At 74.6% G+C, this 26,834-nt stretch carries 3 protein-coding genes; all 3 read right to left on the bottom strand.

What is annotated here, in order from left to right:
• Positions 1 to 82: 82 nt before the first annotated feature.
• Genes ACFCLZ_RS04870 through ACFCLZ_RS04860 form a run of 3 tightly spaced genes read right to left on the bottom strand, consistent with a single transcriptional unit; the run spans position 83 to position 26,809 of the window.
• Positions 83 to 11,632, bottom strand: a complete 11,550-nt coding sequence (locus tag ACFCLZ_RS04870) for a type I polyketide synthase (protein WP_380283417.1) — start codon at positions 11,630 to 11,632, stop codon at positions 83 to 85.
• A gap of 28 nt (positions 11,633 to 11,660) precedes the next feature.
• Positions 11,661 to 21,863 carry a type I polyketide synthase gene (locus ACFCLZ_RS04865; protein ID WP_380283416.1) on the bottom strand — a complete coding sequence of 3,401 codons (10,203 nt, stop codon included), beginning with the start codon at positions 21,861 to 21,863 and terminating at the stop codon, positions 11,661 to 11,663.
• On the bottom strand, positions 21,860 to 26,809 hold the full coding sequence (locus ACFCLZ_RS04860) for a type I polyketide synthase (protein ID WP_380283415.1): 4,950 nt from the start codon (positions 26,807 to 26,809) through the stop codon (positions 21,860 to 21,862). Before ACFCLZ_RS04860 ends, ACFCLZ_RS04865 begins: the two co-directional genes overlap by 4 nt.
• Between the last annotated feature and the right edge of the window lie 25 nt (positions 26,810 to 26,834).

Below are 26,834 nucleotides of genomic sequence, written 5' to 3'. Positions count from 1 at the left end.
TCGTGCCGGTAATGGTCGAATGCGAACCGTGTCCCGGGTGGGGGAGCGGGGTGGGGGAGCGGCGGTGCGGCGGCGGCTGCGCTCAGCCGGCGTCGTCCCGCCGCGGCAGGGCCGCGATCCACGTCTCGATGGCGGCCGCGGTGGAGGCGACGTGGTCCTCCATCACGCTGAAGTGGTTGCCCCGGACGTCGACGACGTCATGGGGCAGGTCCCAGAAGGAGCGCCACTCCCCGGTGGACGCCGCGGCGCCGCCGCCCAGCGGCTGCTCGGCCCGGACGAGCAGGGTGGGCGCCTCGACGGGTCGCGGCTCCCACTCCTTGCAGATGTCCAGGTACCAGCCCATCGCCGTCAGCCGGTCGTCGTCCATCGCCACGAAGGTGCCCTCGCGTTCGGTCATGCCGTCCATCAGGGCCAGCCCGAACTGGTTGACGAAGTTGCTCCTGGGCACGTACGTGTCCACCAGGACGACACCGGCCGGCCGGACGCCCAGCTCTTCGAGCCGGCCCGCCGCGGCCTGGGCGAACCAGCCGCCCGCCGACGTTCCGAGCAGGACGAACGGGGCACCGTCCGCGGCCTCGGCGACGGCGGCCGCCTGGGCCTGGACGACGGCCTCCATCGTGGTCGGGAGGCTCTCGTCCCGGACGAACCCGGGCAGCGGGAGCGCCGAGACGTCGCGCAGCCCCCGGAAGGACGACGCGAACCGCGCGTACTGGTGCAGCCCGGCCAGCGCGAGGCAGGAGGGAAGGCAGAACACCTGGGTCGGCGCCTCGCCCCGGGCGAGCTTGATCGGCGTCGGCGGCCTGTCGAGCTCGGCGGCGGAGCCGAACTGCGGACGCAGCGCGGCGACGGCCCGCAGCAGGTCGAACGCCTCGCCCCACTTGCCGCGCTGGAAGGCCCCCAGGTAGAGGGAGCTCAGCGTCGCCGAACCGCCCGCCGGGGCCGCCCCGGCGGAGTCCGGGGACTGCGGCGCGCGGTCCGCCCTGGCAGGAGCGTCGGCCAGCTCGCGGCGCAGCCGCTCCGCCAGGTCGGCCGGGGTGCGGTGGTCGAAGGCGAGGGTGGCGGGCAGCCGCAGCCCGGTGGCGGCGTTCAGCCGGTTGCGCAGCTCGACGGCGGTGAGCGAGTCGAAGCCGGAGTCCACGAACTGGTGGTCCTCGGCCACCGCCTGCGGCCCCGAGTGGCCCAGTACGGCGGCCACCTGGACCCGCACCAGCTCGACCAGCACACCGAGCTGTTCGGCCTCCGGCAGCGCCGCCAGCCGTCCGGCCAGGGTGGGGCCGCCCGTGCCGCCGTCACCGGCGGCGGTACCGGCCGCGGCCGCGGCCCGGCGGCCCGGGACGCGGACCAGGCCGCGGAGCACGGCGGGAAGGGCGACGCCCGCGGCACCGGTCCGCAGGGCACCGGTGTCGATCCGGATCGGCACCAGCAACGGCTCCCCGAGGGCGAGCGCCGCGTCGAACAGCCGCAGGCCCTCCTCGGACGACAAGCCGCCCACACCGGCGCGGGCCGCACGGGCGAGGTCACCGGCGTCGAGCGTGGCCGTCATCGTGCTGAGCTCGTCCCAGGGACCCCAGGCGAGCGAGGTGGCGGGCAGGCCCTGGCCGCGCCGGCGGTGCGCGAACGCGTCCAGGAAGGCGTTCGCCGCCGCGTAGTTGGCCTGGCCCGCACTGCCCACCACCCCGGCCGCCGAGGAGTACACCACGAAGGCGGCGAGGTCCCGGTGACGCGTGAGCTCGTGCAGGTTCAGCACGGCGTCCACCTTCGGCCGCAGCACCGCGTCCAGCCGCTCCGGCGTGAGCCCCTCGATCAGGCCGTCGTCGACGACCCCCGCCGTGTGCACCACGGCGGTCAGCGGGTGCTCCGCCGGGATCGCGGCCAGGACCTCGGCCAGCGCCCCGCGGTCGGCGGCGTCGCAGGCGGCGAGGGTGACCTTGGCGCCGAGCCCGGCGAGCTCGGCCCGCAGCGCCTCGGCACCCTCGGCGGCCGGGCCGCGCCGGCTGGTCAGCACCAGCCGGCGGACGCCCCGCTCGCGGACGAGGTGCCGGGCGAGCAGCCCGCCCAGCAGGCCCGTACCGGTGATCAGCACGGTGCCGTCGGAGTCCCACTCCGGCGCGGCGTCCTGGGGGACGGACGTCACCCGGGCCAGGCGCGGCACCGAGAGCCCGCCGCCGCGCACCGCCACCTGCGGCTCACCGGACAGCAGCGCCGCGCCCAGGGCCCGGCCGGAGGACGCGTCCTCGTCGACGTCGACCAGGACGAAACGGTCGGGATGCTCCGACTGCGCCGCGCGGACCAGTCCCCACACCGCGGCGCCGGCCAGGTCGGCGACGCCCTCACCGGGCGCGGTGCCGACGGCCCGCCGGGTGACGAACACCATCCGGGACGACCCGAACCGCTCGTCCGCGAGCCACGACCGGACCAGCGCCAGGGCGCGGTGGGTGGCGGCCCGGACCGCCTCGGCGCCGTCCGGCGCGGAGGGGCAGGAGACGAGCACCATCGCGGGGGCCGAACTGCCCGAGGCGACGGCACCGGCGAGGGCGTCCAGGTCCGTGTAGGACTCCAGGAAGAACCCGAGCTCGTCCAGGACCTCCATCTGCTTGAGGTCGTCCGATCCGACCAGGGCCAGCCTGGTGCCGGACGGCTGCCGCGCCGGGGCCGGCACGGACGGCCAGTCGACCCGGTACAGCGACTCGTGGCCGGACGCGCGGGCGGATCCGAGCTGCGCGCCCGACATCCTGCGCAGCACCAGGGCGTCGACGACGGCGACCGGGCTGCCGGCGGAGTCCGCGACCGCCACCGAGACCGCGTCGGTGCCCGCGGCACCGATCCGCACCCGCAGCTCCGACGCTCCGGAGGCACGCAGGGACACGCCCGTCCAGGAGAACGGCAGACGGCCTTCCCCCTCGCCGCCGTCGGAGCCGCTGTCGGAGTCGCTGTCGGAGCCGCTGTCGAGGACCGAGCCGAGGGCGATGCTGTGCAGCGCGGCGTCGAGCAGGGCTGGGTGGAGGCCGTAGGAGGTGGCGGCGGTCTGCTGGTCGTCGGGCAGCCGTACCTCGGCGTAGACGGCGCCGTCGGTCGTCCAGGCTTTGCGGAGGCCTTGGAAGGCGGGGCCGTAGGCGAAGCCGCCGTCGGCGAAGCGTTGGTAGAGGTCGTCGACCTCGATCGGCGTGGCCCCCTCGGGCGGCCAGGTGGTCTGGAGGTCGTCGGACGCGTCGAAGGTGCCCTGGCCGAGGACGCCGGTGGCGTGGCGGGTCCAGGGGTGGTCGGGGTGGGTGTTCTCGGGGCGGGAGTGGATGGTGATGGTGCGGGTGCCGTTGTCGTCGGGGGCTTCGGTGGTGATCTGGAGGACGACGGCGCCGCGCTCGGGGAGGATGAGTGGTGCTTCGAGGGTGAGTTCGTCGACCTGGTCGCAGCCGACGCGGTCGGCGGCTTGGAGGGCGAGTTCGAGGAAGGCGGTGCCGGGGAGGAGGATCACGCCGGAGACGGCGTGGTCGGCGAGCCAGGGTTGGGTCCGGAGGGAGAGGCGGCCGGTGAGGATGAGGCGGTCGCTGTCGGCGAGGGGGAGGGCTGCGCCGAGGAGGGGGTGTCCGGTGGTGTCGAGGCCGGCTTGGGTGACGTCTCCGGTGTGTTGTGGGGCGTCGAGCCAGTAGCGGTCGCGTTGGAAGGCGTAGGTGGGCAGGTCGACGCGGTGGGCGCCGGGGAAGACGGTGTTCCAGTCGATGGCGAGGCCGGTGGTGTGCAGGCGGCCCAGCGCGGTGATGGCGGATTCCTCTTCGGGGCGGTCCTTGCGCAGGAGGGGGATGAACTCGCCGTCCTGGACGCAGGACTGGCCCATGGCGGTGAGCACGCCGGCCGGGCCGAGCTCGACGAACCGGGTGACGCCGCGAGCGTTCAGGGTCGTCATGCCGTCGTGGAAGCGGACGGATTCGCGGACGTGGCGCACCCAGTACTCCGGCGAGCACACGAGTTCCGGATCGGCCACGTCACCGGTGACGTTGGAGACCAGCGCGATCGTGGGTTCGTGGTACTCCAGGCCCTGGGCGATCTGCCGGAACTCCTCCAGCATCGGCTCCATCAGGGGCGAGTGGAAGGCGTGGCTGACCCGCAGGCGAGTGGACTTCCAGCCGCCCGCCTCGACGATGGCCAGGACCGCTTCCTCGTCGCCCGACAGGACGGTGGAGGCGGGGCCGTTGACGGCGGCGATGGACACGCGGTCCTCAACGCCGACGAGGTGTGGCAGGACGTCGTCCTCGGAGGCGATGACGGAGACCATGGCACCGCCGGTGGGCAGGGCCTGCATCAGGCGGCCGCGAGCGGCCACCAGCGCACACGCGTCGGCGAGTGACCACACGCCCGCGACATGGGCGGCGGCGAGTTCACCGACGGAGTGGCCGACGAGGAAGTCGGCGCGCACGCCCCAGGACTCGACCAGGCGGTAGAGCGCGACCTCGATCGCGAACAGTGCGACCTGCGCGTATCCGGTGCCCTCCAGCGCGTCGGCGTCTGAGGAGAAGACCACCTCGCGCAGCGGACGGTCGAGATGGCCGTCGACCACGGCGCAGACCTCGTCGAACGCGGCGGCGAACACGGGAAACGCCGTGTGCAACTCCTGGCCCATGCCGAGTCGTTGGGCGCCCTGGCCGGTGAACAGGAACGCCGTCAGGCCATCGACCACCTGCGTGCCCGCAGCTTCCTCCAGAGCGCTCAGCAGCTCCTCGCGGTTGCGCCCGACGACGGCCGCGCGGTGCTCGAAGGCGGTGCGGCCGGTCGCCAGTGAGTAGCCAACGTCCACCGGCGACAGCTCGGGTGAGGCGGCGACGTGCTCGCGCAACTGCTCGGCCTGCGCCCGCAGTGCCGCCGCCGTCTTGCCGGACAGCACCCATGGCACCACGGGACTGGTGTCCGGGGCCGTCGGCGGCTCGTCGGCGGAATCCGGTGCCTGCTCCAGAATGGTGTGGGCGTTGGTGCCGCTGATTCCGAACGCCGATACGCCGGCCCGGCGCGGGGCGCCGGTCTGCGGCCAGGGTCGGGTCTGGGTCAGCAGTTCGACGGCGCCGGCCGACCAGTCGACGTGCGGCGACGGCTCGTTGACGTGCAGGGTCGCGGGCAGCACACCGTGCCGCAGTGCCATCACCATCTTGATGACCCCGGCCACGCCGGACGCGGCCTGCGTGTGGCCGATGTTGGACTTCAGCGCCCCCAGCCACAGCGGCCGGTCGGTCGGCCGCCCCTGGCCGTAGGTCGCGAGCAGGGCCCCGGCCTCGATCGGGTCGCCCAGCGTGGTGCCCGTACCGTGCGCCTCCACCGCGTCCACGTCCGCCGTGCCCAGGCCGGCCGAGGCCAGCGCGGCCCGGATCACCCGCTGCTGCGCGGGGCCGTTCGGCGCACTCATGCCGTTGCTCGCGCCGTCCTGGTTGATCGCGGTGCCCCGGACGACCGCCAGTACGTGGTGGCCGTTGCGCCGCGCGTCCGACAGCCGCTCCAGGAGCAGCATGCCGGCGCCCTCGCCCCAGCCCGTGCCGTCGGCGGCCGCGGAGAAGGCCTTGCAGCGGCCGTCGGGGGCCTGGCCGCCCTGGCGGCTGAAGTCGATGAAGAGGTTGGGCGTCGACATCACGGTGGCACCGCCGGCCAGCGCCATCGAGCACTCGCCCCGCCGCAGCGACTCCGCCGCCAGGTGCAGGGCCACCAGTGACGACGAGCAGGCCGTGTCGACCGTCACCGCCGGGCCCTCCAGACCGAAGAGGTAGGAGATGCGGCCGGAGGCGACGCTGCCGGAGCTGCCGCTGCCGATGTACGCCTCCAGGTCCTCGGGCACCTGCGGCAGCCGCAGGCTGTAGTCCTGGTACATCAGGCCCGCGAACACGCCGGTCCGGCTGCCCTTCAGCGAGGCCGGCGCGATGCCGGCCCGCTCGAAGGCCTCCCAGGAGGTCTCCAGCAGCAGCCGCTGCACCGGGTCCATCGCCAGCGCCTCACGCGGCGAGATGCCGAAGAAGGCGGGGTCGAAGTCGTAGGCGTCGTAGAGGAACGCGCCCTCGTTCGCGTAGGACTTGCCGGGCAGGGTGCCCGTCGGGTCGTACAGGTCCTCGACGTCCCAGCCGCGGTCCGCCGGCATCGCGGCCATCGCGTCCGTGCCCCGGGCCACCAGCCGCCACAGGTCCTCCGGGCTGCGCACCCCGCCGGGGAAGCGGCAGCTCATGCCGACGATGGCGATCGCGTCGTCGGAACCGTCGCGGACCGGCGACCCGGCCGTCGTCCCGACGGCGGTGCTCGCGGCGGCCGTGCGCAGCCGGTCGCCCAGCGCCTCGGTCCGCAGGTACTCGGCGAGCGCCGTGGGGTTCGGGTAGTCGAAGACCAGCGTGGTCGGCAACCGGAGCCCGGTGGCCGTGTTGAGCCGGTTGCGCAGTTGCACCGAGGTGAGCGAGTCGAAGCCGAGCTCCCGGAAGGCCCGGTCCGCGGTGATCGAGTCGGCCGAGGCGTGCCCCAGCACGGCCGCGACCAGCGAGCGCACCAGGTCCAGCAGGAAGCGCTGCTGCTCGGTCTCGCTCTGCCCGGCGAGGCGCTGCGCGAGCGAGTCCGTGCCGTCCGCCGGTGTCCCGGCCTCCACCACGCGGCGGGCCGGGGCCCGGACCAGGCCCTGGAGCAGGGCTGGGACGGAGCCGGTGGCGGCGGCGGCCCGCAGTGCGGCGGTGTCCAGCAGCATGGGCACCAGCAGCGGCTCGTCCAGGGCCGCGGCGGCGTCGAACAGCGCCATGCCCTGGTCGGCGGAGAGCGGGGCCACGCCCGCGCGGGCGGAGCGCGCGGTGTCCTCGGCGTCGAGGTGGCCGGTCATGCCGCTGCGGTCGGCCCACAGGCCCCAGGCCAGCGACTGGCCGGCCAGGCCGGCGGCGCGGCGCCGGAGGGCCAGGGCGTCGAGGAACGCGTTGGCCGCGGCGTAGTTCGCCTGGCCGGGACCGCCGAGGACGCCCGCCGCGGAGGAGTAGAGCACGAAGCCGGACAGGTCCAGGCCCGCGGTCAGCTCGTGCAGGTTGACGGCCGCGTCGACCTTGGGGCGCAGCACCCGTCGCAGCTGGTCGGCGGTCAGCCCGCCGACCACGCCGTCGTCCAGCACACCGGCGGTGTGCACGACCGCGGTGAGCGGGTGGGCCGGGTCGATGCCGGCCAGCAGCGCGGCCAGGGCGTCGCGGTCGGCGGCGTCGCAGGCGGCCATCGTCACCGAGGCGCCGGCGGCGGCCAGTTCGGACCGCAGCTCCGCCGCGCCCGCGGCGTCGGGCCCGCGGCGGCTGGTCAGCAGCAGATGGCGGACGCCGTGCCGGGTGACCAGGTGGCGGGCCAGCAGTCCGCCGAGGGTGCCCGTGCCGCTGATCAGCACGGTGCCGTCGCGGTCCCAGTCGAGGGTGGATCCGTCGGCCGCGGGGACGGCGACCCGGGCCAGCCTGGCCGCCCGGACGACGCCCTCGCGGACGGCGAGTTGGGGCTCGCCGGTGGCCAGGGCGGCGCGCAGGGCCCGCACGGAGTCCTGGTGTCCGTCGAGGTCGACCAGGACGAAGCGGCCGGGGTTCTCGCTCTGGGCGGAGCGCACCAGGCCCCACAGCGTGGCGTGCGCCGGGTCGGTGACGTCCTCGCCCGGCAGGGCGGCGGCGCCGCGGGTGACGAACACCAGCCGGGAGTCCGCGAGGCGTTCGTCGCGCAGCCAGGTCTGCACCAGGTCCAGCGCCCGTTCGGCGGCGGCCCGGGCCGCCCCGGCACCGTCCGCGGCGGTGTCCGGTTCGGGGGCGCACGGGACGAGGACGACCTCCGGCACCGGGCCGTCGGCCGGGCCCGGGGAGGCCGAGTCCGGGGAGGCCGGGTCCAGCGGGGCCAGTCCCGGCAGGGCGCCGAGCCCCAGCCGGTCGGCGCCCCACACGCCCCAGGGGGCGGCGGGCCCGGGATCGGCGAGCGTCAGCGGTGTCCAGTCGACCCGGAACAGGGCGTCGGTGAGTGCGGCCCCGGCGCCGGAGAGCTGCTCGGGGCGGATCTCGCGCAGCAGCAGCGCGTCGACGGACGCGACCGGCCGGCCGGCGGTGTCGGCGACCTGGAGGGCGACCGCCTCGGGGCCCGTCGGGGACAGCCGCACCCGCACCTCGCCGGCGCCGGAGGCGTGCAGGGTGACGCCCGTCCACGAGAACGGCAGTCGCCCGTTGCCGCTTCCGGCCTCCTCGGCCGCGAACAGCGGGCCGAGCGCGATGCCGTGCAGCGCCGCGTCGAGCAGCGCGGGGTGGAGCCCGAAGGCGCGGGCGCCCTCCTGGTGGTCCTCCGGCAGCCGCACCTCGGCGAAGACGTCGTCACCGAGCCGCCAGGCCGCGCGCAGGCCGCGGAAGGCGGGCCCGTAGCCGAAGCCGTTCTCGGCGTACCGCTCGTAGAGGTCCTGGACGGCCACCGGCTCGGCGCCGGCGGGCGGCCACGCGGCGAGGTCGAAGGAGGCCGCCGCGCCGGCGGGGACGACCGTGCCGGAGGCGTGGGCGACCCAGGCGTCCTCGGCCGCGTGCTCCGCGCGGGAGTAGACGCCCACCGTCCGGCGTCCGGTGGAGTCCGGCTCGCTGACGGTGACCTGCACCGCCACGCCGCCGCTCGCGGGCAGCAGGAGCGGCGCCTGGAGCGTCAGCTCCTCGACCTGCGCGCAGCCGATCCGGTCGGCGGCCTGCACCGCGAGCTCCAGGAACGCCGTGCCGGGCAGCAGGACGCTGCCGGTGAGGGCGTGGTCGGCGAGCCAGGGGGAGGTCTCCAGGGAGAGCCGGCCGGTCAGCAGCAGCCGGTCGGAGTCCGCCAGGTGCACGGCGGCACCGAGCAGCGGGTGGTCGGCGGCGCCGAGTCCGGCCGACGCCACGTCCCCGGCGGCCACCGGGGACTCCAGCCAGTAGCGCTGCCGCTGGAACGCGTAGGTGGGCAGCTGGACGCCGCGCGCCCCGGTGCCGGCGAAGACCGTCGCCCAGTCCACCGAACCGCCGGCGACGTGCAGTTCGCCGAGCGAGCCGAGGAAGCGGTCGTAGCCGCCCTCCTCACGCCGCAGCGTGCCCACGGCGACGGCGCCCGCGGCGGCGTCCTCGAAGGTCTCCTGCATCGCCATCGCGAGGACGGGGTGGGGGCTCGCCTCGATGAACGCGGTGTGGCCGTCGGCGAGCAGCGCGCGCACCGCCCGCTCGAACTCGACCGGCCGGCGCATGTTCCGGTACCAGTAGTCGGCGTCGAGCCCGCCGCCGTCCTGCACGGCGCCGGTCACCGTGGAGTAGAACGGGATCCGCGCGGCGCGCGGCTCGACCGGCGCCAGATCGGCGAGCAGCCGCTCGCGCACCGCCTCCACCTGCGGCGAGTGGCTGGCCACCATCAGCCCGGGGACCCGGCGGGCCTTGATGCCGTCCGCGGTGAGCCGGGCCAGCAGCTCGTCGAGGGCGTCGGGATCGCCGGCGACCGCCACGGAGGCCGCGCTGTTGTGCGCCGCGAGGGACAGCCGGTCGGTCAGGCCCTCCAGCCGGGGTGCGATCCGCTCGGCGGAGGCCAGCACCGAGAGCATGCCGCCCTTGCCCTCGATCTCCAGCGCTGCCTTGCTGCGCTGCGCCACCACCCGGGCGGCGTCGTCCAGCGACAGGGCGCCCGCCACGTACGCGGCGGCCACCTCGCCCTGGGAGTGGCCGACGACCGCGGCGGGCTCGACCCCGTGCGAGCGCCACAGCGCGGCCAGCGCGACCATCACCGAGAACAGCACCGGCTGGACGACGTCGGTGCGGTCGGCCGGCGGCGCACCCGCGGCGCCGCCGAGGACGTCGACCACGGACCAGTCCAGGTACGGGGCCAACGCCTCGTCACAGGCACGCACCTGCTCGGCGAAGACCGGCGAGGAGGCCAGCAGCGGCCGGGCCATGCCGGCCCACTGCGAACCCTGGCCCGGGAAGACGAACACCGTCTTGCGGCGGCCCTCCGCCAGGCCCTGGACGAGCCGGGCCGCCGGTTCGCCGGCGGCGAGGGCCCGCAGCGCGCCCAGCAGCCCGTCCCGGTCCGGCGCGACGATCGCGGCGCGGTGTTCGAGGGAGGCGCGCTCCAGGGCCAGCGAGTACCCCAGGTCGGCGGCGGCCAGGTCGGGGCGGGCGGTCACGTGGTCGAGCAGCCGCCCGGCCTGGGCGCGCAGCGCCTCCGCCGTCCTGCCGGAGACCAGGAAGGGCAGCACCGAGGGGGCCGCGTCCGGGGCCGGGCCGGCGGCGCTGTCGTCGTCGGCCTCCGGCTCGGGAGCCTGCTCCAGGATCACGTGGGCGTTGGTGCCGCTGAAGCCGAACCCCGACACGGCGGCCCGGCGCGGGGCACCGGTCCGCGGCCACTCCCGGGACTCCGTCAGCAGCTCGACGCCGCCGGACTCCCAGTCGACCATGGGGCTGCGGTCCTCGGCGTGCAGGGTCTTCGGCAGGATCCCGTGCTGGAGCGCCAGCACCATCTTGATGACGCCGCCGACCCCGGCCGCGGCCTGGGTGTGCGCGATGTTGGACTTCAGCGAGCCCAGCCACAGCGGCCGGCCCTCGGGGCGTTCCGTGCCGTACGTGGCCAGCAGCGCGCCGGCCTCGATCGGGTCGCCGAGCCTGGTGCCGGTGCCGTGCGCCTCCACCGCGTCGACCTCGGCGGAGGACAGCCGGGCGTCGGCCAGCGCGGCGCGGATCACCCGCTGCTGCGCGGGCCCGTTCGGCGCCGTCAGCCCGCTGCTGGCGCCGTCCTGGTTGACGGCCGAGCCGCGGACCACGGCGAGCACCGGGTGCCCGTTGCGCCGGGCGTCGGACAGCCGCTCGACGAGGAGCACGCCGACGCCCTCGCCCCAGCCGGTGCCGTCCGCCTGCGCGGCGAACGCCTTGCAGCGGCCGTCGGAGGACAGCGCCCGCTGCCGGGCGTACTCGATGAACGCGACCGGGGTGGACATCACCATCGAGCCGCCGACCAGCGCCAACGAGCAGTCGCCGCGGCGCAGCGCCTGGGCGGCCAGGTGCAGCGCCACCAGCGAGGACGAGCAGGCCGTGTCCACGGAGACGGCGGGCCCCTCCAGACCGAAGGTGTAGGAGATGCGGCCCGAGGCGACGCTGCCGGAACCGCCGGCGCCGAGGTAGCCCTCGACGTCCTCGGGCACCGTGGTCAGCCGGGAGCCGTAGTCCTGGTACATCACACCCGCGTACACACCGGTCCGGCTGCCCTTGAGCGTGGTCGGGTCGATGCCGGCCCGCTCGAAGGTCTCCCACGCGGTCTCCAGCAGCAGCCGCTGCTGGGGGTCCATGGCCAGCGCCTCGCGCGGGGAGATGCCGAAGAAGGCGGGGTCGAAGTCGTACGCGTCGTCGAGGAAGGCCCCCTCCTCCACGTAGCTCTTGCCCTGGGCGTCCGGGTCGGGGTCGTACATCGCCTCGACGTCCCAGGCCCGGTCGCCGGGCAGCGGACCGACCGCGTCCCGCCCCTCGACCACGAGCCGCCACATGTCCTCGGGGGTGCGCACACCCCCGGCGTAGCGGCAGCTCATGCCGACGATCGCGATGGGCTCCTGGTCCCGCTCCTCGATCTTCTGCAGACGCTGGCGCGTGCGGTGCAGGTCCGTCGTCACGCGCTTGAGGAAGTCGCGAAGCTTCTCTTCGCTCACGGTGCTCACCGTTCAACCGCCGCTTTCTTCAGGAAAGTCCGAGTTCGTTCTCGATGAAGTCGAAGATCTCGTCGTCGGAGGCCGAATCGAGTCCGGCCTCCGCGAGGTCGCCCACCGCGTCCTGGGCGTGGCCCAGCTTCGACAGGAGGTCCTGCAGGCGGGTGGCGAGCCTGGTCCGGGCGGCCTCGTCCGCGGCCACCCGCGGCAGGTCCTGCTCCAGCCGGTCGAGTTCGGGGAAGACCAGCGGGACGGCCGCCCGCTCGGCCGGAGTGACCGAGTCCGCCAGGTGTTCCGCGATCGCGCTCGTCGTCGGGTAGTCGAAGAGCAGGGTGGCGGGCAGCCGCAGTCCGGTCACCCGGCCCAGCTGGTTGCGCAGTTCGACGGCGGTCAGCGAGTCGAAGCCGATCTCCAGCAGCCCGCGGTCGACGTCGATCGCGTTCGGGTCGGTGAATCCGAGGACGCTCGCCGCCTGGCTCCGCACCAGGTCCAGCAGCACCCGGCCGCGCTCCGCCTCGGACATCCCCGCCAGCCGGCGCATCAGCCCGTCGGCGGCGTCGGCGGCGGCCGTGCCGCCGCCGGACGCGCTGCGGCGGGCCGCCGGACGGACGGGGGTCCGGACCAGACCGCGGAGCAGCGGCGGCACCGGGCCGGGGCCGCCGGCCTGGGCCGCGACGTCCAGCCGCATCGGCAGCAGCACCGGCGCGTCCAGCGCCCGCGCCGCGTCGAACAGCGCGGCGCCCTCGGCGGAGGAGAACGCGACGATGCCGCCGCGCGCCAGCCGCGAGAGGTCCGCGTCGGCCAGCTTTCCGGTCATCTCGCTGCGCTGCTCCCACAGGCCCCACGCCAGCGACTGGACGGGGAAGCCCTGGGCGCGGCAGTGGGTGGCGTAGGCGTCGAGGAACGCGTTCGCCGCCGCGTAGTTGCCCTGGCCCATGCCGCCGAAGGTGCCGGCGATGGAGGAGAACAGCACCAGGGCGGAGAGGCCGAGGTCGCGGGTCAGCTCGTGCAGGTTGACCGCCGCGTCCACCTTGGGGCGCAGCACCCGGTCGACCCGCTCGGGGGTGAGCCCGCTCACGACTCCGTCGTCCAGCACGCCGGCGGTGTGCACGACCGCGGTGAGCGGGTGCGCGCTGCCGACGCCGGCCAGCAGCCGGGCCAGGTCCTCGCGGTCCGCGACGTCGCAGGCGGCGAGGGTGACGTCGGCGCCGAGCGCCGTCAGGTCGGTGCACAGCTCCTTCGCGCCGTCGGCGTCGGCGCCGCGCCGGCTGGTCAGCAGCAGGTGGCGCACGCCGCACTCGGCGACCAGGTGGCGCGCCATCACACCGCCGATGGCGCCGGTGGCGCCGGTGACCAGCACCGTACCGGCGCCCCAGTCGGGGGCCGGCTGCTCGGCGGGAGCGGACCGGGCGGGGACGCGGGCCAGCCGCGCGGCGCGAACAGAACCGTCGCGCAGTGCCAACTGGGGTTCGTCGTCGACGAGTTCGATCAGGCGGGCGGGCAGGCTGCCCTCGGTGTCGAGGTCGACCAGGACGAACCGGTCCGGGTTCTCCGACTGCGCGGAGCGGACCAGTCCCCACACCGCGGCGTGCGGAAGATCGGTCACCTGCTCGGCGGGAGCGGCGGCAACGGCGCCGCGCGTGAGGAAGACCATCCGCGAGGCGGCGAACCGCTCGTCGGCGAGCCACCCCTGGACCAGCTCCAGCGCCCGGCCGAGGGCCGTGCGCACCGAGGCGGCCGGATCGCCGGCCCCGGCGGGCTGCGGCGGGCAGGTGACGAGGACGCACTCCGGCGGTGCCGCCGGGTCCGTGGCGGCGGCCAGGGCGTCCAGATCCGGGTAGGCGGGCAGCCCCTGCGCCGCCGCCACGCCGAAGCCGTCGCCACCGAGCAGGGCCCAGCCCGTGGTGGCGGTGGACGGCGCCGCGTCGGCGTTCGCCCCGAGCTCGGCCCAGTCGAGGACGTACAGGGAGTCGTCCGCGCCGGAAGCGCCCAGTCGCTCGGGCCGCGCCCGCAGGGCGAGCGAGTCGACCGTCGCCACCGGCCGGCCGATCGAGTCCGACAGGGTCAGCGACACCGTGTCGGAGCCGACGGGCGTCAGCCGCACCCGTACCTCGCCGGCGCCCGAACCGTGCAGGGCGACTCCCGTCCACGAGAACGGCAGCTTCCCCCCGTCGAGTTGGAGTGCCGGACTCAGGCCGATGGTGTGCAGCGCGGCGTCGAGCAGGGCCGGGTGGAGGCCGTAGGAGGTGGCGGCGGTCTGCTGGTCGTCGGGCAGCCGCACCTCGGCGTGGACGGTGTCGCCGACCAGCCAGGCCTTGCGGAGGCCTTGGAAGGCGGGGCCGTAGGCGAAGCCGCCGTCGGCGAAGCGCTGGTAGAGGTCGTCGACCTCGATCGGCGTGGCTCCCTCGGGAGGCCAGGCGGTCTGGAGGTCGTACGAGCCCTCCTGCGCACCCTGGCCGAGGACGCCGGTGGCGTGGCGGGTCCAGGGGTGGTCGGGGTGGGTGTTCTCGGGGCGGGAGTGGATGGTGATGGTGCGGGTGCCGTTGTCGTCGGGGGCTTCGGTGGTGATCTGGAGGACGACGGCGCCGCGCTCGGGGAGGACGAGTGGTGCTTCGAGGGTGAGTTCGTCGACCTGGTCGCAGCCGACGCGGTCGGCGGCCTGGAGGGCGAGTTCGAGGAAGGCGGTGCCGGGGAAGAGGATCACGCCGGAGACGGCGTGGTCGGCGAGCCAGGGTTGGGTCCGGACGGAGAGGCGGCCGCTGAGGATGAGGTGGTCGCTGTCGGCGAGGGGGAGGGCCGCGCCGAGGAGGGGGTGTCCGGTGGTGTCGAGGCCGGCTTGGGTGACGTCTCCGGTGTGTTGTGGGGCGTCGAGCCAGTAGCGGTCGCGTTGGAAGGCGTAGGTGGGCAGGTCGACGCGGTGGGCGTCGGGGAAGACGGTGTTCCAGTCGACGGTGAGGCCGGTGGTGTGGAGGCGGCCCAGCGCGGTGATGGCGGATTCTTCCTCGGGGCGGTCCTTGCGGAGGAGGGGGATGAACTCGCCTTCGGCGACGCAGCTTTGGCCCATGGCGGTGAGGACACCGGCCGGGCCGAGCTCGACGAACCGGGTCACGCCGCGCGCACCCAGGGTCGTCATGCCGTCGTGGAAGCGGACGGATTCGCGGACATGCCGCACCCAGTACTCCGGCGAGCACACGAGTTCCGGATCGGCCACGTCACCGGTGACGTTGGAGACCAGCGCGATCGTGGGCTCGTGGTACTCCAGGCCCTGGGCGATCTGGCGGAACTCCTCCAGCATCGGCTCCATCAAGGGGGAGTGGAAGGCGTGGCTGACGCGCAGGCGGGTGGACTTCCAGCCGCCCGCTTCGGCGATGGCCAGGACCGTTTCCTCGTCTCCGGAGATGACGGTGGAGGTGGGGCCGTTGAGGGCGGCGATATCCACCCGGTCCTCGTGACCCGCCAGGAACGGCAGGACGTCGTCCTCGGAGGCGATGACGGAGACCATGGCACCGTCGCTGGGCAGGGCCTGCATCAGACGGCCGCGGGCGGCCACCAGCGCACACGCGTCGGCGAGTGACCACACACCGGCGACATGGGCGGCGGCGAGTTCACCGACGGAGTGGCCGACGAGGAAGTCGGCGCGCACGCCCCAGGATTCGACCAGGCGGAACAACGCGACCTCGATCGCGAACAGTGCGACCTGCGCGTATCCGGTGCCCTCCAGCAGGTCGGCGTCGGAGGAGAAGATCACCTCGCGCAGCGGCCGGTCGAGATGGCCGTCGACCACGGCGCAGACCTCGTCGAAGGCGGCCGCGAACACGGGGAACGCCGCGTGCAACTCCTTGCCCATGCCGATTCGTTGAGCGCCCTGACCGGTGAACAGGAACGCCGTCCGGCCGGACACGGGTCGCGTACCGTCGCTGTGCCCGTCGGCCAGGCTCTCCAGACCGCGCAGCAACTCCTCGACCTCGCGCCCGACCACGGCGGCCCGGTACTCGAACGGCGTCCGGCCGGTCGCCAGCGAGAAGCCCACGTCCACGGGCGACAGCTCGGGCGAGGCCGTCACCTGCTCACGCAGCCGCCAGGCCTGGGCCCGCAGCGCCGCCGCCGACCTGCCGGACAGCACCCACGGCACCACGGAGCCGTTGCCCGGGGCCGCCGACGCCTCGTCGGCAACCTCCGGTGCCTGCTCCAGGATCAGGTGGACGTTGGTGCCGCTGACACCGAAGGCCGACACACCGGCCCGGCGCGGGGCACCGGTCCGCGGCCACGGCCGCGCCTCGGTCAGCAGCTCGACCGCACCCGCCGACCAGTCGATCTTCTCGGAGCGCTCGTCGGCGTGCAGGGTACGCGGCAGCACACCCTGCCGGATCGCCATCACCGTCTTGATGACCCCGGCCACGCCGGACGCGGCCTGCGTGTGGCCGATGTTGGACTTCAGCGCCCCCAGCCACAGCGGCCGGTCGGCGGGCCGCCCCTGGCCGTAGGTCGCGAGCAGGGCCCCGGCCTCGATCGGGTCGCCCAGCGGGGTGCCGGTGCCGTGCGCCTCCACCGCGTCCACGTCCGCCGGCGAGAGTCCGGCGGAGGCGAGCGCCGTCCGGATGACGCGCTGCTGCGCGGGTCCGTTCGGGGCGGTGAGGCCGTTGCTGGCGCCGTCCTGGTTGACGGCGGAGCCCCGGAGCACCGCGAGCACCGGGTGCCCGTTGCGCTGTGCGTCGGACAGCCGCTCCAGCAGGATCATGCCGACGCCCTCGGACCAGCCGGCGCCGTCCGCCTGGGCGGAGAACGCCCGGCAGCGGCCGTCGGGGGACATGGCCCGCTGGCGGCTGAACTCGATGAAGCTGTCCATGGTGGACATCACGACCACACCGCCGGCCAGCGCCATCGAGCACTCGCCCTGCCGCAGCGACTGCGCGGCCAGGTGCAGTGCGAGCAGCGAGGAGGAGCAGGCCGTGTCCACGGTCAGCGAGGGACCCTGGAGACCGAAGGTGTAGGAGACCCGCCCGGAGGCGACGCTGCTGGCGCTGCCCGTCGCGAGGTAGCCCTCGAACTCCTCGGGCGCCTGCTGGAAGCGGGACCCGTAGTCGTTGTAGCTGGCGCCGATGAACACGCCCGCCGCGGTGCCCTTCATCGACTCCGGCGCGATGCCGGCCCGCTCGATGGCCTCCCAGCTGGTCTCCAGCAGCAGTCGTTGCTGCGGGTCGATCGCCAGCGCCTCGCGCGGGGAGATGCCGAAGAACGTCGGGTCGAAGTGGTCGGCGTCGTAGAGGAAGCCGCCGCCGCGCGCGTAGAAGGTGCCGGGCTTGTCGGGGTCCGGGTCGTAGCGGCCCTCGATGTCCCAGCCCCGGTCGGTGGGGAAGCCGGCGACCGCGTCGCGGCCCTGGTCGACCAGTTCCCACAGTTCCTCGGGGGTGGTCACGCCGCCGGGGAGCCGGCAGCTCATCGCGATGATCGCGATCGGGTCGTCGTCGACGGCCGCGGTGCCGACCACCGGCGCGGGCGCGGCGGGCCGGGCGCCGACCAGCTCGGTGTGCAGGTGCCGGGCCAGCGCGGTGACCGACGGGTAGTCGAAGACCAGGGTGACCGGCAGCCGCATTCCGGTCGCGGCCGACAGCCGGTTGCGCAGGTCGACGGCGGTGAGCGAGTCGAAGCCCAGCTCGCGGAACGCCCGGCCCTCCTCGACGGACTCCGGGCCGGCGTAACCGAGCACGGTGGCCACCTGGGCGCTGACCAGCTCCACCAGGGCCTGGGTCGCCTCGTCGTCCGACAGGCCCGCCAACTGCTGCGCCAACGGGGAGTCGCCGCCGTTCCCGCTCCCGCCGGCCGCTGCGCCCGATCCGGTGGCGGCGCCGAGGACGCCGCGCACCTCGGGCAGCTCGGCGAGCGCGGGGGCGGCGGGGCCGGCGGGCGAGGAGGCCGTCAGCCGCTCCCAGTCGATGTCGGCCACGGCCACGAACGGGTCGCCCAGGTCGAGGGCCTGCTGGAGCGCGGCGATCGCCGACGCCGGCTGCATCGCGGGCATGCCGCCCTTGCGCAGCCGCGCCTCGGTGGCGTCGTCGACCAGACCGCCGCCGGCCCAGGGGCCCCAGGCGACGGAGGTGGCCGCCAGACCGGCGGCGCGGCGCTGCTGCGCCAGGGCGTCCAGGAAGGCGTTGGCCGCCGCGTAGCTGCCCTGGCCGGGGCCGCCCAGCGTGCCCGCGAACGAGGAGAACAGCACGAAGGCGGTCAGCTCCCGGCCCGTGGTCAGCTCGTGCAGGTTCAGCGCGGCGTCCACCTTGGGCCGCAGCACGGTGCGGGCCCGGTCCGCGGTGAGGGTGTCGATGACCCCGTCGTCCAGGACACCGGCCGTGTGGAAGACCGACCGCACCGGGGAGCCCTCGGCGTCGAGGCGGTCGAGCAGCCCGGCCAGGGCGTCGCGGTCGGCGGTGTCGCAGGCGGCGAGGGTGACGCGGGCGCCCAGTTCGGTCAGCTCGGCCTCCAGCTGCCGCGCCCCGGGCGCCGCCGCTCCGCTGCGGCTGACGAGGACGAGGTGCTCGGCGCCGTTGCCGGCCAGCCACCGGGCGACGTGACCGCCGAGGCCGCCGGTGCCGCCGGTGATCAGCGCGGTGCCCTGGGGCTGCCACGCCCCGCGCTCCGCCCCGCCCGGCGCGGCCCGGACGAGCCGTCGGCCGAAGGTCGCGGAGGTGCGGACGGCGATCTCGTTCTCCGCGTCGTGCCGACCGGCCAGCGTCGTGGCCAGTCGTGCCGCCGAGACGGGGTCGAGGGCCGGGGGGAGGTCGATCATGCCGCCCCAGCGCTGGGGGTACTCCAGCGCGGCGATCCGTCCGAGGCCCCAGATCATGGACTGGAGCGGGTCCGCGACGGACTCCGGCCTGCCGGTGGTGACGGCACTGCGGGTGGCGAGCCAGAGGGGGGCGTCGATGCCCGCGTCGCCGAGTGCCTGGATCAGCGTCAGGGTGTGGGCGAATCCGGCCGGCAGCTCCGGGTGACCCGGGTGCGGGCCCTCGGTGAGGGCCAGCAGGGAGAGCACCCCGGTGGGGGCCGTGCCGTCCAGCGCCTCCCGGATGCGGGTGGCGAGCGCCTCGCGGTCGGTGTCGTCCGCGCCGACTTCCAGGGGCAGCAGGGTCATGCCCTGCCGGGTGAGGGCATCGGCCACCGGGCCCGTCCCGGACCGGCCGGCGGGTGTCACCAGCAGCCACGTTCCCGAGGGAGTGCCGGACTCGGTGTCCGCCAGGGGCTTCCAGGTGATGCGGTAGCGCCAGGAGTCGGTGACGGCCTGTTCGCGGCTGCGGCGTCGCCAGGAGGCGAGGGAGGGCAGCAGCGAGAGCAGGTCGTCGGGTGCGTCGAGTTCGAGGGTGGTGACGAGGGAGTCCAGGTCCTCGCGCTCCACGGCGTCCCAGAAGGCGCTCTCGACCGGGCCGGCCCCGAGGACGGCGGTCGCCGCAGTGGTGCCTCTGTCCTCGAGCCAGTAGCTACGGCGGTCGAAGGCGTAGGTGGGCAGTTCCACCGTGCGTCGGACGCCCGATCCGAAGGCGGCCTGCCAGTCGACGGCGACGCCGTGGACGAAGAGGTGGGCGGCGGAGGTGAGGAGGCGGGCGGGGCCGCCTTCGCCGCGGCGCAGGGTGCCGGTGACGACGCTGTCGGTGTCGGTGGTGTCCAGGGTTTCCTGGAGGGCCATGGTGAGGACGGGGTGGGGGCTGATCTCGATGAAGGTGCTGAAGCCGTCCTGGGCCAGGGCGCGTGTGGTGGAGTCGAGTTGGACGGTTTGGCGGAGGTTGGTGTACCAGTACTCGGCGTTGAGGGTGGCGGTGTCGATGGGTGCGCCGGTGACGGTGGAGTAGAAGGGCACGCGTACCGAGCGCGGTGCGACGGGGGCGAGGGCTTCGAGCAGTTCTTCGCGGATGCGTTCGACCTGGACGGAGTGGGAGGCGTAGTCGACGGGGATGATCTTGGCGCGGATGCCGTCGGTTTCGCAGGCGGCCTGGAGTTCGCGCAGGGCCTCGGGTTCGCCGGCGACGACCATGGAGGTGGGGCCGTTGACGGCGGCGAGGGAGATGCGGTCGCCCCAGGGGGTCATGCGGGTGTGGAGCTGGTCCTGGGGGAGGGAGACGGACATCATGCCGCCGGTGCCGGACAGGGCGCGGATGGCCTGGCTGCGCAGGGTGACGACGCGTGCGGCGTCCTCCAGGGTGAGGGCTCCGGCGACGCAGGCGGCGGCGATCTCGCCCTGGGAGTGGCCGACCACGGCGTCCGGTACAACTCCAAGCGAGGCCCAGAGGGCGGAGAGGGAGACCATGACGGCGAAGAGGGCGGGTTGGACGACGTCGACGCGGTCGAACGAGGGCGCGCCGGGGGTCTCGCGGAGTACGTCTTCGAGGGACCAGTCGACGTAGGGGGCGAGGGCCTGCTCGCATTCGGTGAGGCGTTGGGCGAACACGGGTGAGGAGTCGAGGAGTTCGACGGCCATGCCGGCCCATTGGGAGCCTTGGCCGGGGAAGACGAACACCCGGCGGCCGACCGGGCCCGCGACCCCTGCGGTGACGTTGTCTGCGGGGGTGCCCTCGGCCAGTGCCGCCAGGCCGGCGGTCGCGTCGGTGCTGTCCGTGGCGAGGACCACGGCGCGGTGCTCGAACACCGCGCGCGAGGAGACCAGCGAGTAGCCGACCTCGCCCAACTCCGTTCCGCCGGCGGCCAACTGGGCGCCGAGGCGCTCGGCCTGGCCGCGCAGCGACCCGGCACTGCGCGCCGACACCACCAACGGCACCACACCCGCCCCCAGGACGGACGGGTGGTCCTCGACGGCGGCCGGCTCCTCCGGCGGCGCCTGCTCCAGGACGATGTGGGCGTTGGTGCCGCTCACGCCGAAGGAGGACACGCCGGCCCGCCGGGGCTCCTCGCCCTGCGGCCACGGCTGGGCCTGCGTCAGCAGCCGCACCGCGCCGGACTCCCAGTCCACCTTCCGCGACGGCTCGTCCACGTGCAGCGTGCGCGGCAGCACACCCTGCCGCAGCGCCATCACCATCTTGATGACCCCGGCCACGCCGGACGCGGCCTGGGCGTGCCCGAGGTTGGACTTGACCGAGCCGAGCCAGAGCGGCCGCTCCGCGGGCCGGCCCTGGCCGTACGTCGCGAGCAGGGCGCCGGCCTCGATCGGGTCGCCCAGCGTCGTCCCGGTGCCGTGCGCCTCCACGAGGTCGACCTGCTCGGGCTTGAGCCGGGCATTGGCCAGCGCGGCCCGGATCACCCGCTGCTGGGCCGGACCGTTGGGCGCGCTCAACCCGTTGCTCGCGCCGTCCTGGTTGATCGCGCTGCCCCGGACGACCGCGAGCACCGGGTGCCCGTTGCGCCGCGCGTCCGACAGCCGCTCCAGCAGCAGCACACCGACGCCCTCGCCGAGGCCCATGCCGTCGGCGTCCTCGCTGAACGCCTTGCAGCGACCGTCCAGGGCCAGGCCGCGCTGGCGGCTGAAGCCGACCAGGCCGAGCGGGTCGGCCATGATCGCGGCGCCGCCGACCATGGCCATGGCGCAGTCGCCCTGCCGCAGCGACTGGACGGCGAGGTGCAGGGCCACGAGCGACGACGAGCAGGCGGTGTCGACCGTGACGGCGGGGCCCTCCAGGCCGAGGGTGTACGAGACGCGGCCGGAGATGACGCTGGTCGACATGCCGGTGACCAGGTGGCCCTGCACACCGTCGGGCACGTTCTGGTAGTCGAGGCCCCAGCCCTGGTACGCCGCTCCGACGAAGAGGCCGACCTTGTTGCCGCCCAGGGACGAGGGGTCGATGCCGGCCCGCTCGAAGGCCTCCCAGGAGGTCTCCAGCAGCAGCCGCTGCTGCGGGTCCATGGCACTGGCCTCACGCGGCGAGATGCCGAAGAACGCCGGGTCGAAACGGTCGGCGTCGTGCAGGAAGCCGCCCTCGGTCGTGTAGACCTTGCCGTGCTGGTCCGGGTCCGGGTCGTAGAGCCCGTCCAGGTCCCAGCCGCGGTTGACGGGGAACCCGGAGATGGCGTCCTTCTCCTCCGCGACCAGGTCCCACAGCTCCTCCGGGGAACCGACCCCGGGGTAGCGGCAGCTCATGGCGACGATGCCGATCGGCTCCCGTGACGCCGCCGTGAGCTGCTGGTTGGCCCGCCGCAGCCGCTCGGTCTCCTTCAGAGACTCGCGCAGCGCTCCGACGATCTTGTCATCGGCGCTCGTCATCATCTGCTCCGCTCTTTGCTTCTTCTCAGAGGTCACTTGTCGTACGCCATGCGGATCAGCCCGTCGACGTCCAGATCGTCGATGGCGCCCTCGGAGTCGCCGTCGCCGTGCACCGCGGCGGAATCGGTGTCGGGCGACTGGGCCAGCCTGCGGAGTTCGTCGAGCAGTCCGGACTCCTGGAGCCGCGGCAGCGGAATGGAGTCCAGCAGCTCCCGGACCTCCGCCTCGGCGGGGTCGGTCGGGGCCGTGCGGCCCTGGTCGGGGAAGAGCGCGGCGCCGAGGTGCTCGGCCAGCGCGCGGGCCCGCGGGTAGTCGAACACCACCGTGACGGGCAGGCGCAGCCCGGTCGCCGCACTCAGCCGGTTGCGGAGGTCGACGGCGCTCAGCGAGTCGAATCCGAGCTCCCGGAAGGCCCGCGACTCGTCGACGGCCGCCGGGCCGGGGTATCCGAGGACCGAGGCGATCTGGGTGCACACCAGCTCGGAGAGGGCGCGCCGGCGCTCCTCGGCGGACAGTCCGGTCAGCCGCAGGCGGATCGACGAGTCGTCGGCCCCGGCCTCGGCCGGGGCGGCCTCGGTGGCGAGGATCCTGGCCACCTCCGGCACCTCGCCGAGCAGCGGGCTGGGCCGGGCGGAGGTGAACACCGGAACGAACCGCTCCCAGTCGACGTCCGCGACGACCACCACGCTCTCGTCGCGGTCCAGGACCTGCTGGAAGGCGTCGATGGCCAGCCGCGGCGACATGAACGGGATGCCGCGGCCGCGCAGCTGCTCCTCGGCGAGGTTGGCGGCCATGCCGCCGCCGTCCTCCGGGCTCCAGATGCCCCAGACCACCGAGGTGGCGGCGAGGCCCCGGGCCCGGCGCCGCTCGGCGAGGCCGTCGAGGTACGCGTTGGCCGCCGCGTAGGCGCCGTGGTCCCCGCTTCCCCAGACCGCGGAGATGGAGGAGAAGAGCACGAAGGCATCCAGGTCGGAGCCGTCGAACACCGCGTCCAGGTTGGCCGCTCCCACGATCTTCGCGTGGGCGGTGTCGGAGAACTCCAGGAGGTCGGTGTCCGCGAGCGGCACGAGCACGCCCGCGCCGGCGATGTGCATCACGGTGCGGATCCGCGACCCGTCGGCCTCCACCTCCCGGACCAGTGCGTTCAGGGCGTCGAGGTCGGTCACGTCGCAGGCGGCGAGGGTGACGCGGGCGCCGAGTTCGGTCAGCTCGGCCTCCAGCTGCCGCGCGCCGGGGGCCGCCGCTCCGCTGCGGCTGGTGAGGACCAGGTGTTCCGCGCCGTTGCGGGCCAGCCACCGGGCCGTCCGGCTGCCGATGCCACCGGTGCCGCCGGTGATCAGGACGGTGCCGCGGGGCTTCCAGGCCGGGACGGGGTCGGCCGCGGCCAGGGAGGAGCGGACCAGCCTGCGGACGAGGAGCCGGGTGCCGCGCACGGCGAGCTGGTCCTCGTCCTCGGGGCCGGCCAGGGCCGCGCACAGCAGCGCGGCGGCGCGGCGGTCCAGGCTCTCGGGGAGGTCGATCATGCCGCCCCAGCGCTGCGGGTGTTCGAGGGCGGCGACCCGTCCCAGGCCCCACACGGCGGCCTGCACGGGGTCGACCGGCCGGTCGGTGCCCGCGGTGCCGGCGGGGGCGGTGGTGACGGCGCTGCGGGTGGCGAGCCAGAGGGGGGCGTCGATGCCCGCGTCGCCGAGTGCCTGGATCAGCGTCAGGGTGAGGCCGAGTCCGGCCGGCAGCTCCGGGCAGCCCGGGTGCGGGCCCTCGGTGAGGGCCAGCAGGGAGAGCACCCCGGTGGGGGCCGTGCCGTCCAGCGCCTCCCGCAGCTGCGAGGCGAGCGCGTCGCGGTCGGCGTCCGCCGGCTTCACCTCCAGGGGCACCACGTCCACGCCCTGGTCACGCAGCGCCTCGATCACCTGCAGCGCCTCGGGGACGCCGGCGGGAACCACGGCCGGCCAGGTGCCCGGCGGCACGGTGGTCCTGGGATCGGCCAGGGGCTTCCAGGTGATGCGGTAGCGCCAGGAGTCGGTGACGGCCTGTTCGCGGCTGCGGCGTCGCCAGGAGGCGAGGGAGGGCAGCAGCGAGAGCAGGTTGTCGGGTGCGTCGAGTTCGAGGGTGGTGGCGAGGGTGTCGAGGTCCTCGCGTTCGACGGCTTCCCAGAAGGCGCTTTCGACGGGGTCGGTGCCGGGGGTGGCGGTCGTGGCGGTGGTGGTCGCGGGTTCGAGCCAGTAGCTGCGGTGTTCGAAGGCGTAGGTGGGCAGTTCCACCGTGCGTCGGACGCCCGATCCGAAGGCGGCCTGCCAGTCGATGGTGATGCCGTGGACGAAGAGGTGGGCGGCGGAGGTGAGGAGGCGGGCGGGGCTGCCTTCGCCGCGGCGCAGGGTGCCGGTGACGACGCTGTCGGTGTCGGCGTCGTCGAGGGTTTCCTGGAGGGCCATGGTGAGGACGGGGTGGGGGCTGGCCTCGATGAAGACGCTGAAGCCGTCCTGGGCCAGGGCGCGTGTGGTGGCGTCGAGTTGGACGGTTTGGCGGAGGTTGGTGTACCAGTACTCGGCGTTCAGGCTCGCGGTGTCGATGGGTGCGCCGGTGACGGTGGAGTAGAAGGGCACGGTCACGGAGCGCGGTTCGATCGGCGCCAGCGCCTCCAGCAGTTCTTCGCGGATGCGTTCGACCTGGACGGAGTGGGAGGCGTAGTCGACGGGGATGATCTTGGCGCGGATGCCGTCGGTTTCGCAGGTGGCCTGGAGTTCGCGCAGGGCTTCGGGTTCGCCGGCGACGACCATGGAGGTGGGGCCGTTGACGGCGGCGAGGGAGATGCGGTCGCCCCAGGGGGTCATGCGTTGGTGGAGTTGGTCCTGGGGGAGGGAGACGGACATCATGCCGCCGGTGCCGGACAGGGCGCGGATGGCCTGGCTGCGCAGGGTGACGACGCGTGCGGCGTCCTCCAGGGTGAGGGCTCCCGCCACGCAGGCGGCGGCGATCTCGCCCTGGGAGTGGCCGACCACGGCGTCCGGCACCACGCCCAGCGAGGCCCAGAGGGCGGAGAGGGAGACCATGACGGCGAAGAGGGCGGGTTGGACGACGTCGACGCGGTCGAACGAGGGCGCGTCGGGGGTCTCGCGGAGTACGTCTTCGAGGGACCAGTCGACGTAGGGGGTGAGGGCCTGCTCGCATTCGGCGAGGCGCTGGGCGAACACCGGTGAGGAGTCGAGGAGTTCGACGGCCATACCGGCCCACTGGGAGCCCTGGCCGGGGAAGACGAACACCCGGCGGCCGACCGGGCCCGTGACCCCTGCGGTGACGTTGTCGGCGGGGGTGCCCTCGGTCAGTGCCGCCAGGCCGGCGGTCGCGTCGGCGGTGTCCGTGGCGAGCACCACGGCGCGGTGTTCGAACACCGCGCGCGAGGAGACGAGGGAGTAGCCGACCTCGCCCAACTCCGGTCCACCGGCGGTCAACTGGGCGGCGAGCCGCTCGGCCTGGCCGCGCAGCGACCCGGCACTGCGCGCCGACACCACCAACGGCACCACACCCGAGCCCGGGAGCGCGGCGGCAACGGCGGGCCCGCCCTGCTCCTCGGCCGCCCCGTCCTCGGGGTCGTCCGCCGGAGCCTCCTCGATGATCGTGTGGGCGTTGGTGCCGCTGGCACCGAAGGAGGACACGCCGGCCCGCCGGGGCTCCTCGCCCTGCGGCCACGGCTGCTCCCGCATCAGCAGCCGCACCGCGCCCGACTCCCAGTCCACCTTCCGCGATGGCTCGTCCACGTGCAGCGTGCGCGGCAGCACACCCTGCCGCAGCGCCATCACCGTCTTGATGACCCCGGCCACGCCGGAGGCCGCGGCCGAGTGCCCGAGGTTGGACTTCAGCGAGCCCAGCCAGAGCGGCCGCTCCACGGGCCGGCCCTGGCCGTAGGTGGCCAGCAGGGCGCCGGCCTCGATCGGGTCGCCCAGCGTCGTCGCCGTGCCGTGCGCCTCCACGAGGTCGACCTGCTCGGGCTTGAGCCGGGCGTCGGCCAGCGCGGCCCGGATCACCCGCTGCTGGGCCGGGCCGTTCGGGGCGGTCAGGCCGTTGCTCGCGCCGTCCTGGTTGATCGCGCTGCCCCGGACGACCGCGAGCACCGGGTGCCCGTTGCGCCGCGCGTCCGACAGCCGCTCCAGCAGCAGCACACCGACGCCCTCCGCCCACACGGTGCCGTCCGCCGCCTCGGAGAACGCCCGGCAGCGGGCGGTCGGGGACAGGGCGCGCTGACGGCTGTACTCGATGAACCCGGTCGGGGTGGCCATCACCGTCGTCCCCCCGGTCAGCACCATCGACGACTCGCCCTTGCGCAGCGACTGGCAGGCCAGGTGCAGGGCCACCAGCGAGGACGAGCAGGCGGTGTCGACCGTGAGCGCGGGCCCCTCCAGGCCGAGGGTGTACGAGACGCGGCCGGACAGGATCGCGCCGGAGGCGCCCAGCGACATCTGGCCTTCCAGCCCCTCCGGGAGGTCGGTGACGTTGCTGCCGTAGTCGAAGTCGGTGGCCCCGATGAACACGCCCGTCCGCGAGCCGCGCAGCGAGACGGGCGTGACCCCGGCGCGCTCCAGCGTCTCCCAGGCGACCTCCAGCAGCAGCCGCTGCTGGGGGTTCATCGACAGTGCCTCACGCGGCGAGATGCCGAAGAACGGGGCGTCGAACCGGTCGACGTCGTCGAGGAACCCGCCCTCGCGGACGTAGGTCCGCCCCGCGCGGTCCGGGTCCGGGTCGTAGAGCGTGTCGAGGTCCCAGCCGCGGTCGGTGGGGAACGGCGTGATCGCGTCCCGGCCCTCGGCGACGAGGTCCCACAGGTCCTCGGGGGTCCGGACGCCTCCCGGGAAGCGGCAGCCCATCGCCACGACGGCGATCGGCTCGTGCTCCTTGTCCTGGAGCTCCTCCAGACGCTGGCGGGCCACGCGCAGATTGGCGGTTGTCCGCTTGAGGTAGTCGCGAAGCTTCGCTTCGTTCTCCATCACTCGTCAGCTCCTCGAAGACCGTGAA

Origin of the sequence: Kitasatospora purpeofusca (genome assembly GCF_042691725.1) — a bacterium.
Lineage (GTDB): Bacteria > Actinomycetota > Actinomycetes > Streptomycetales > Streptomycetaceae > Kitasatospora > Kitasatospora purpeofusca_B.
This window is presented reverse-complemented; position numbering and strand designations above follow the sequence as displayed.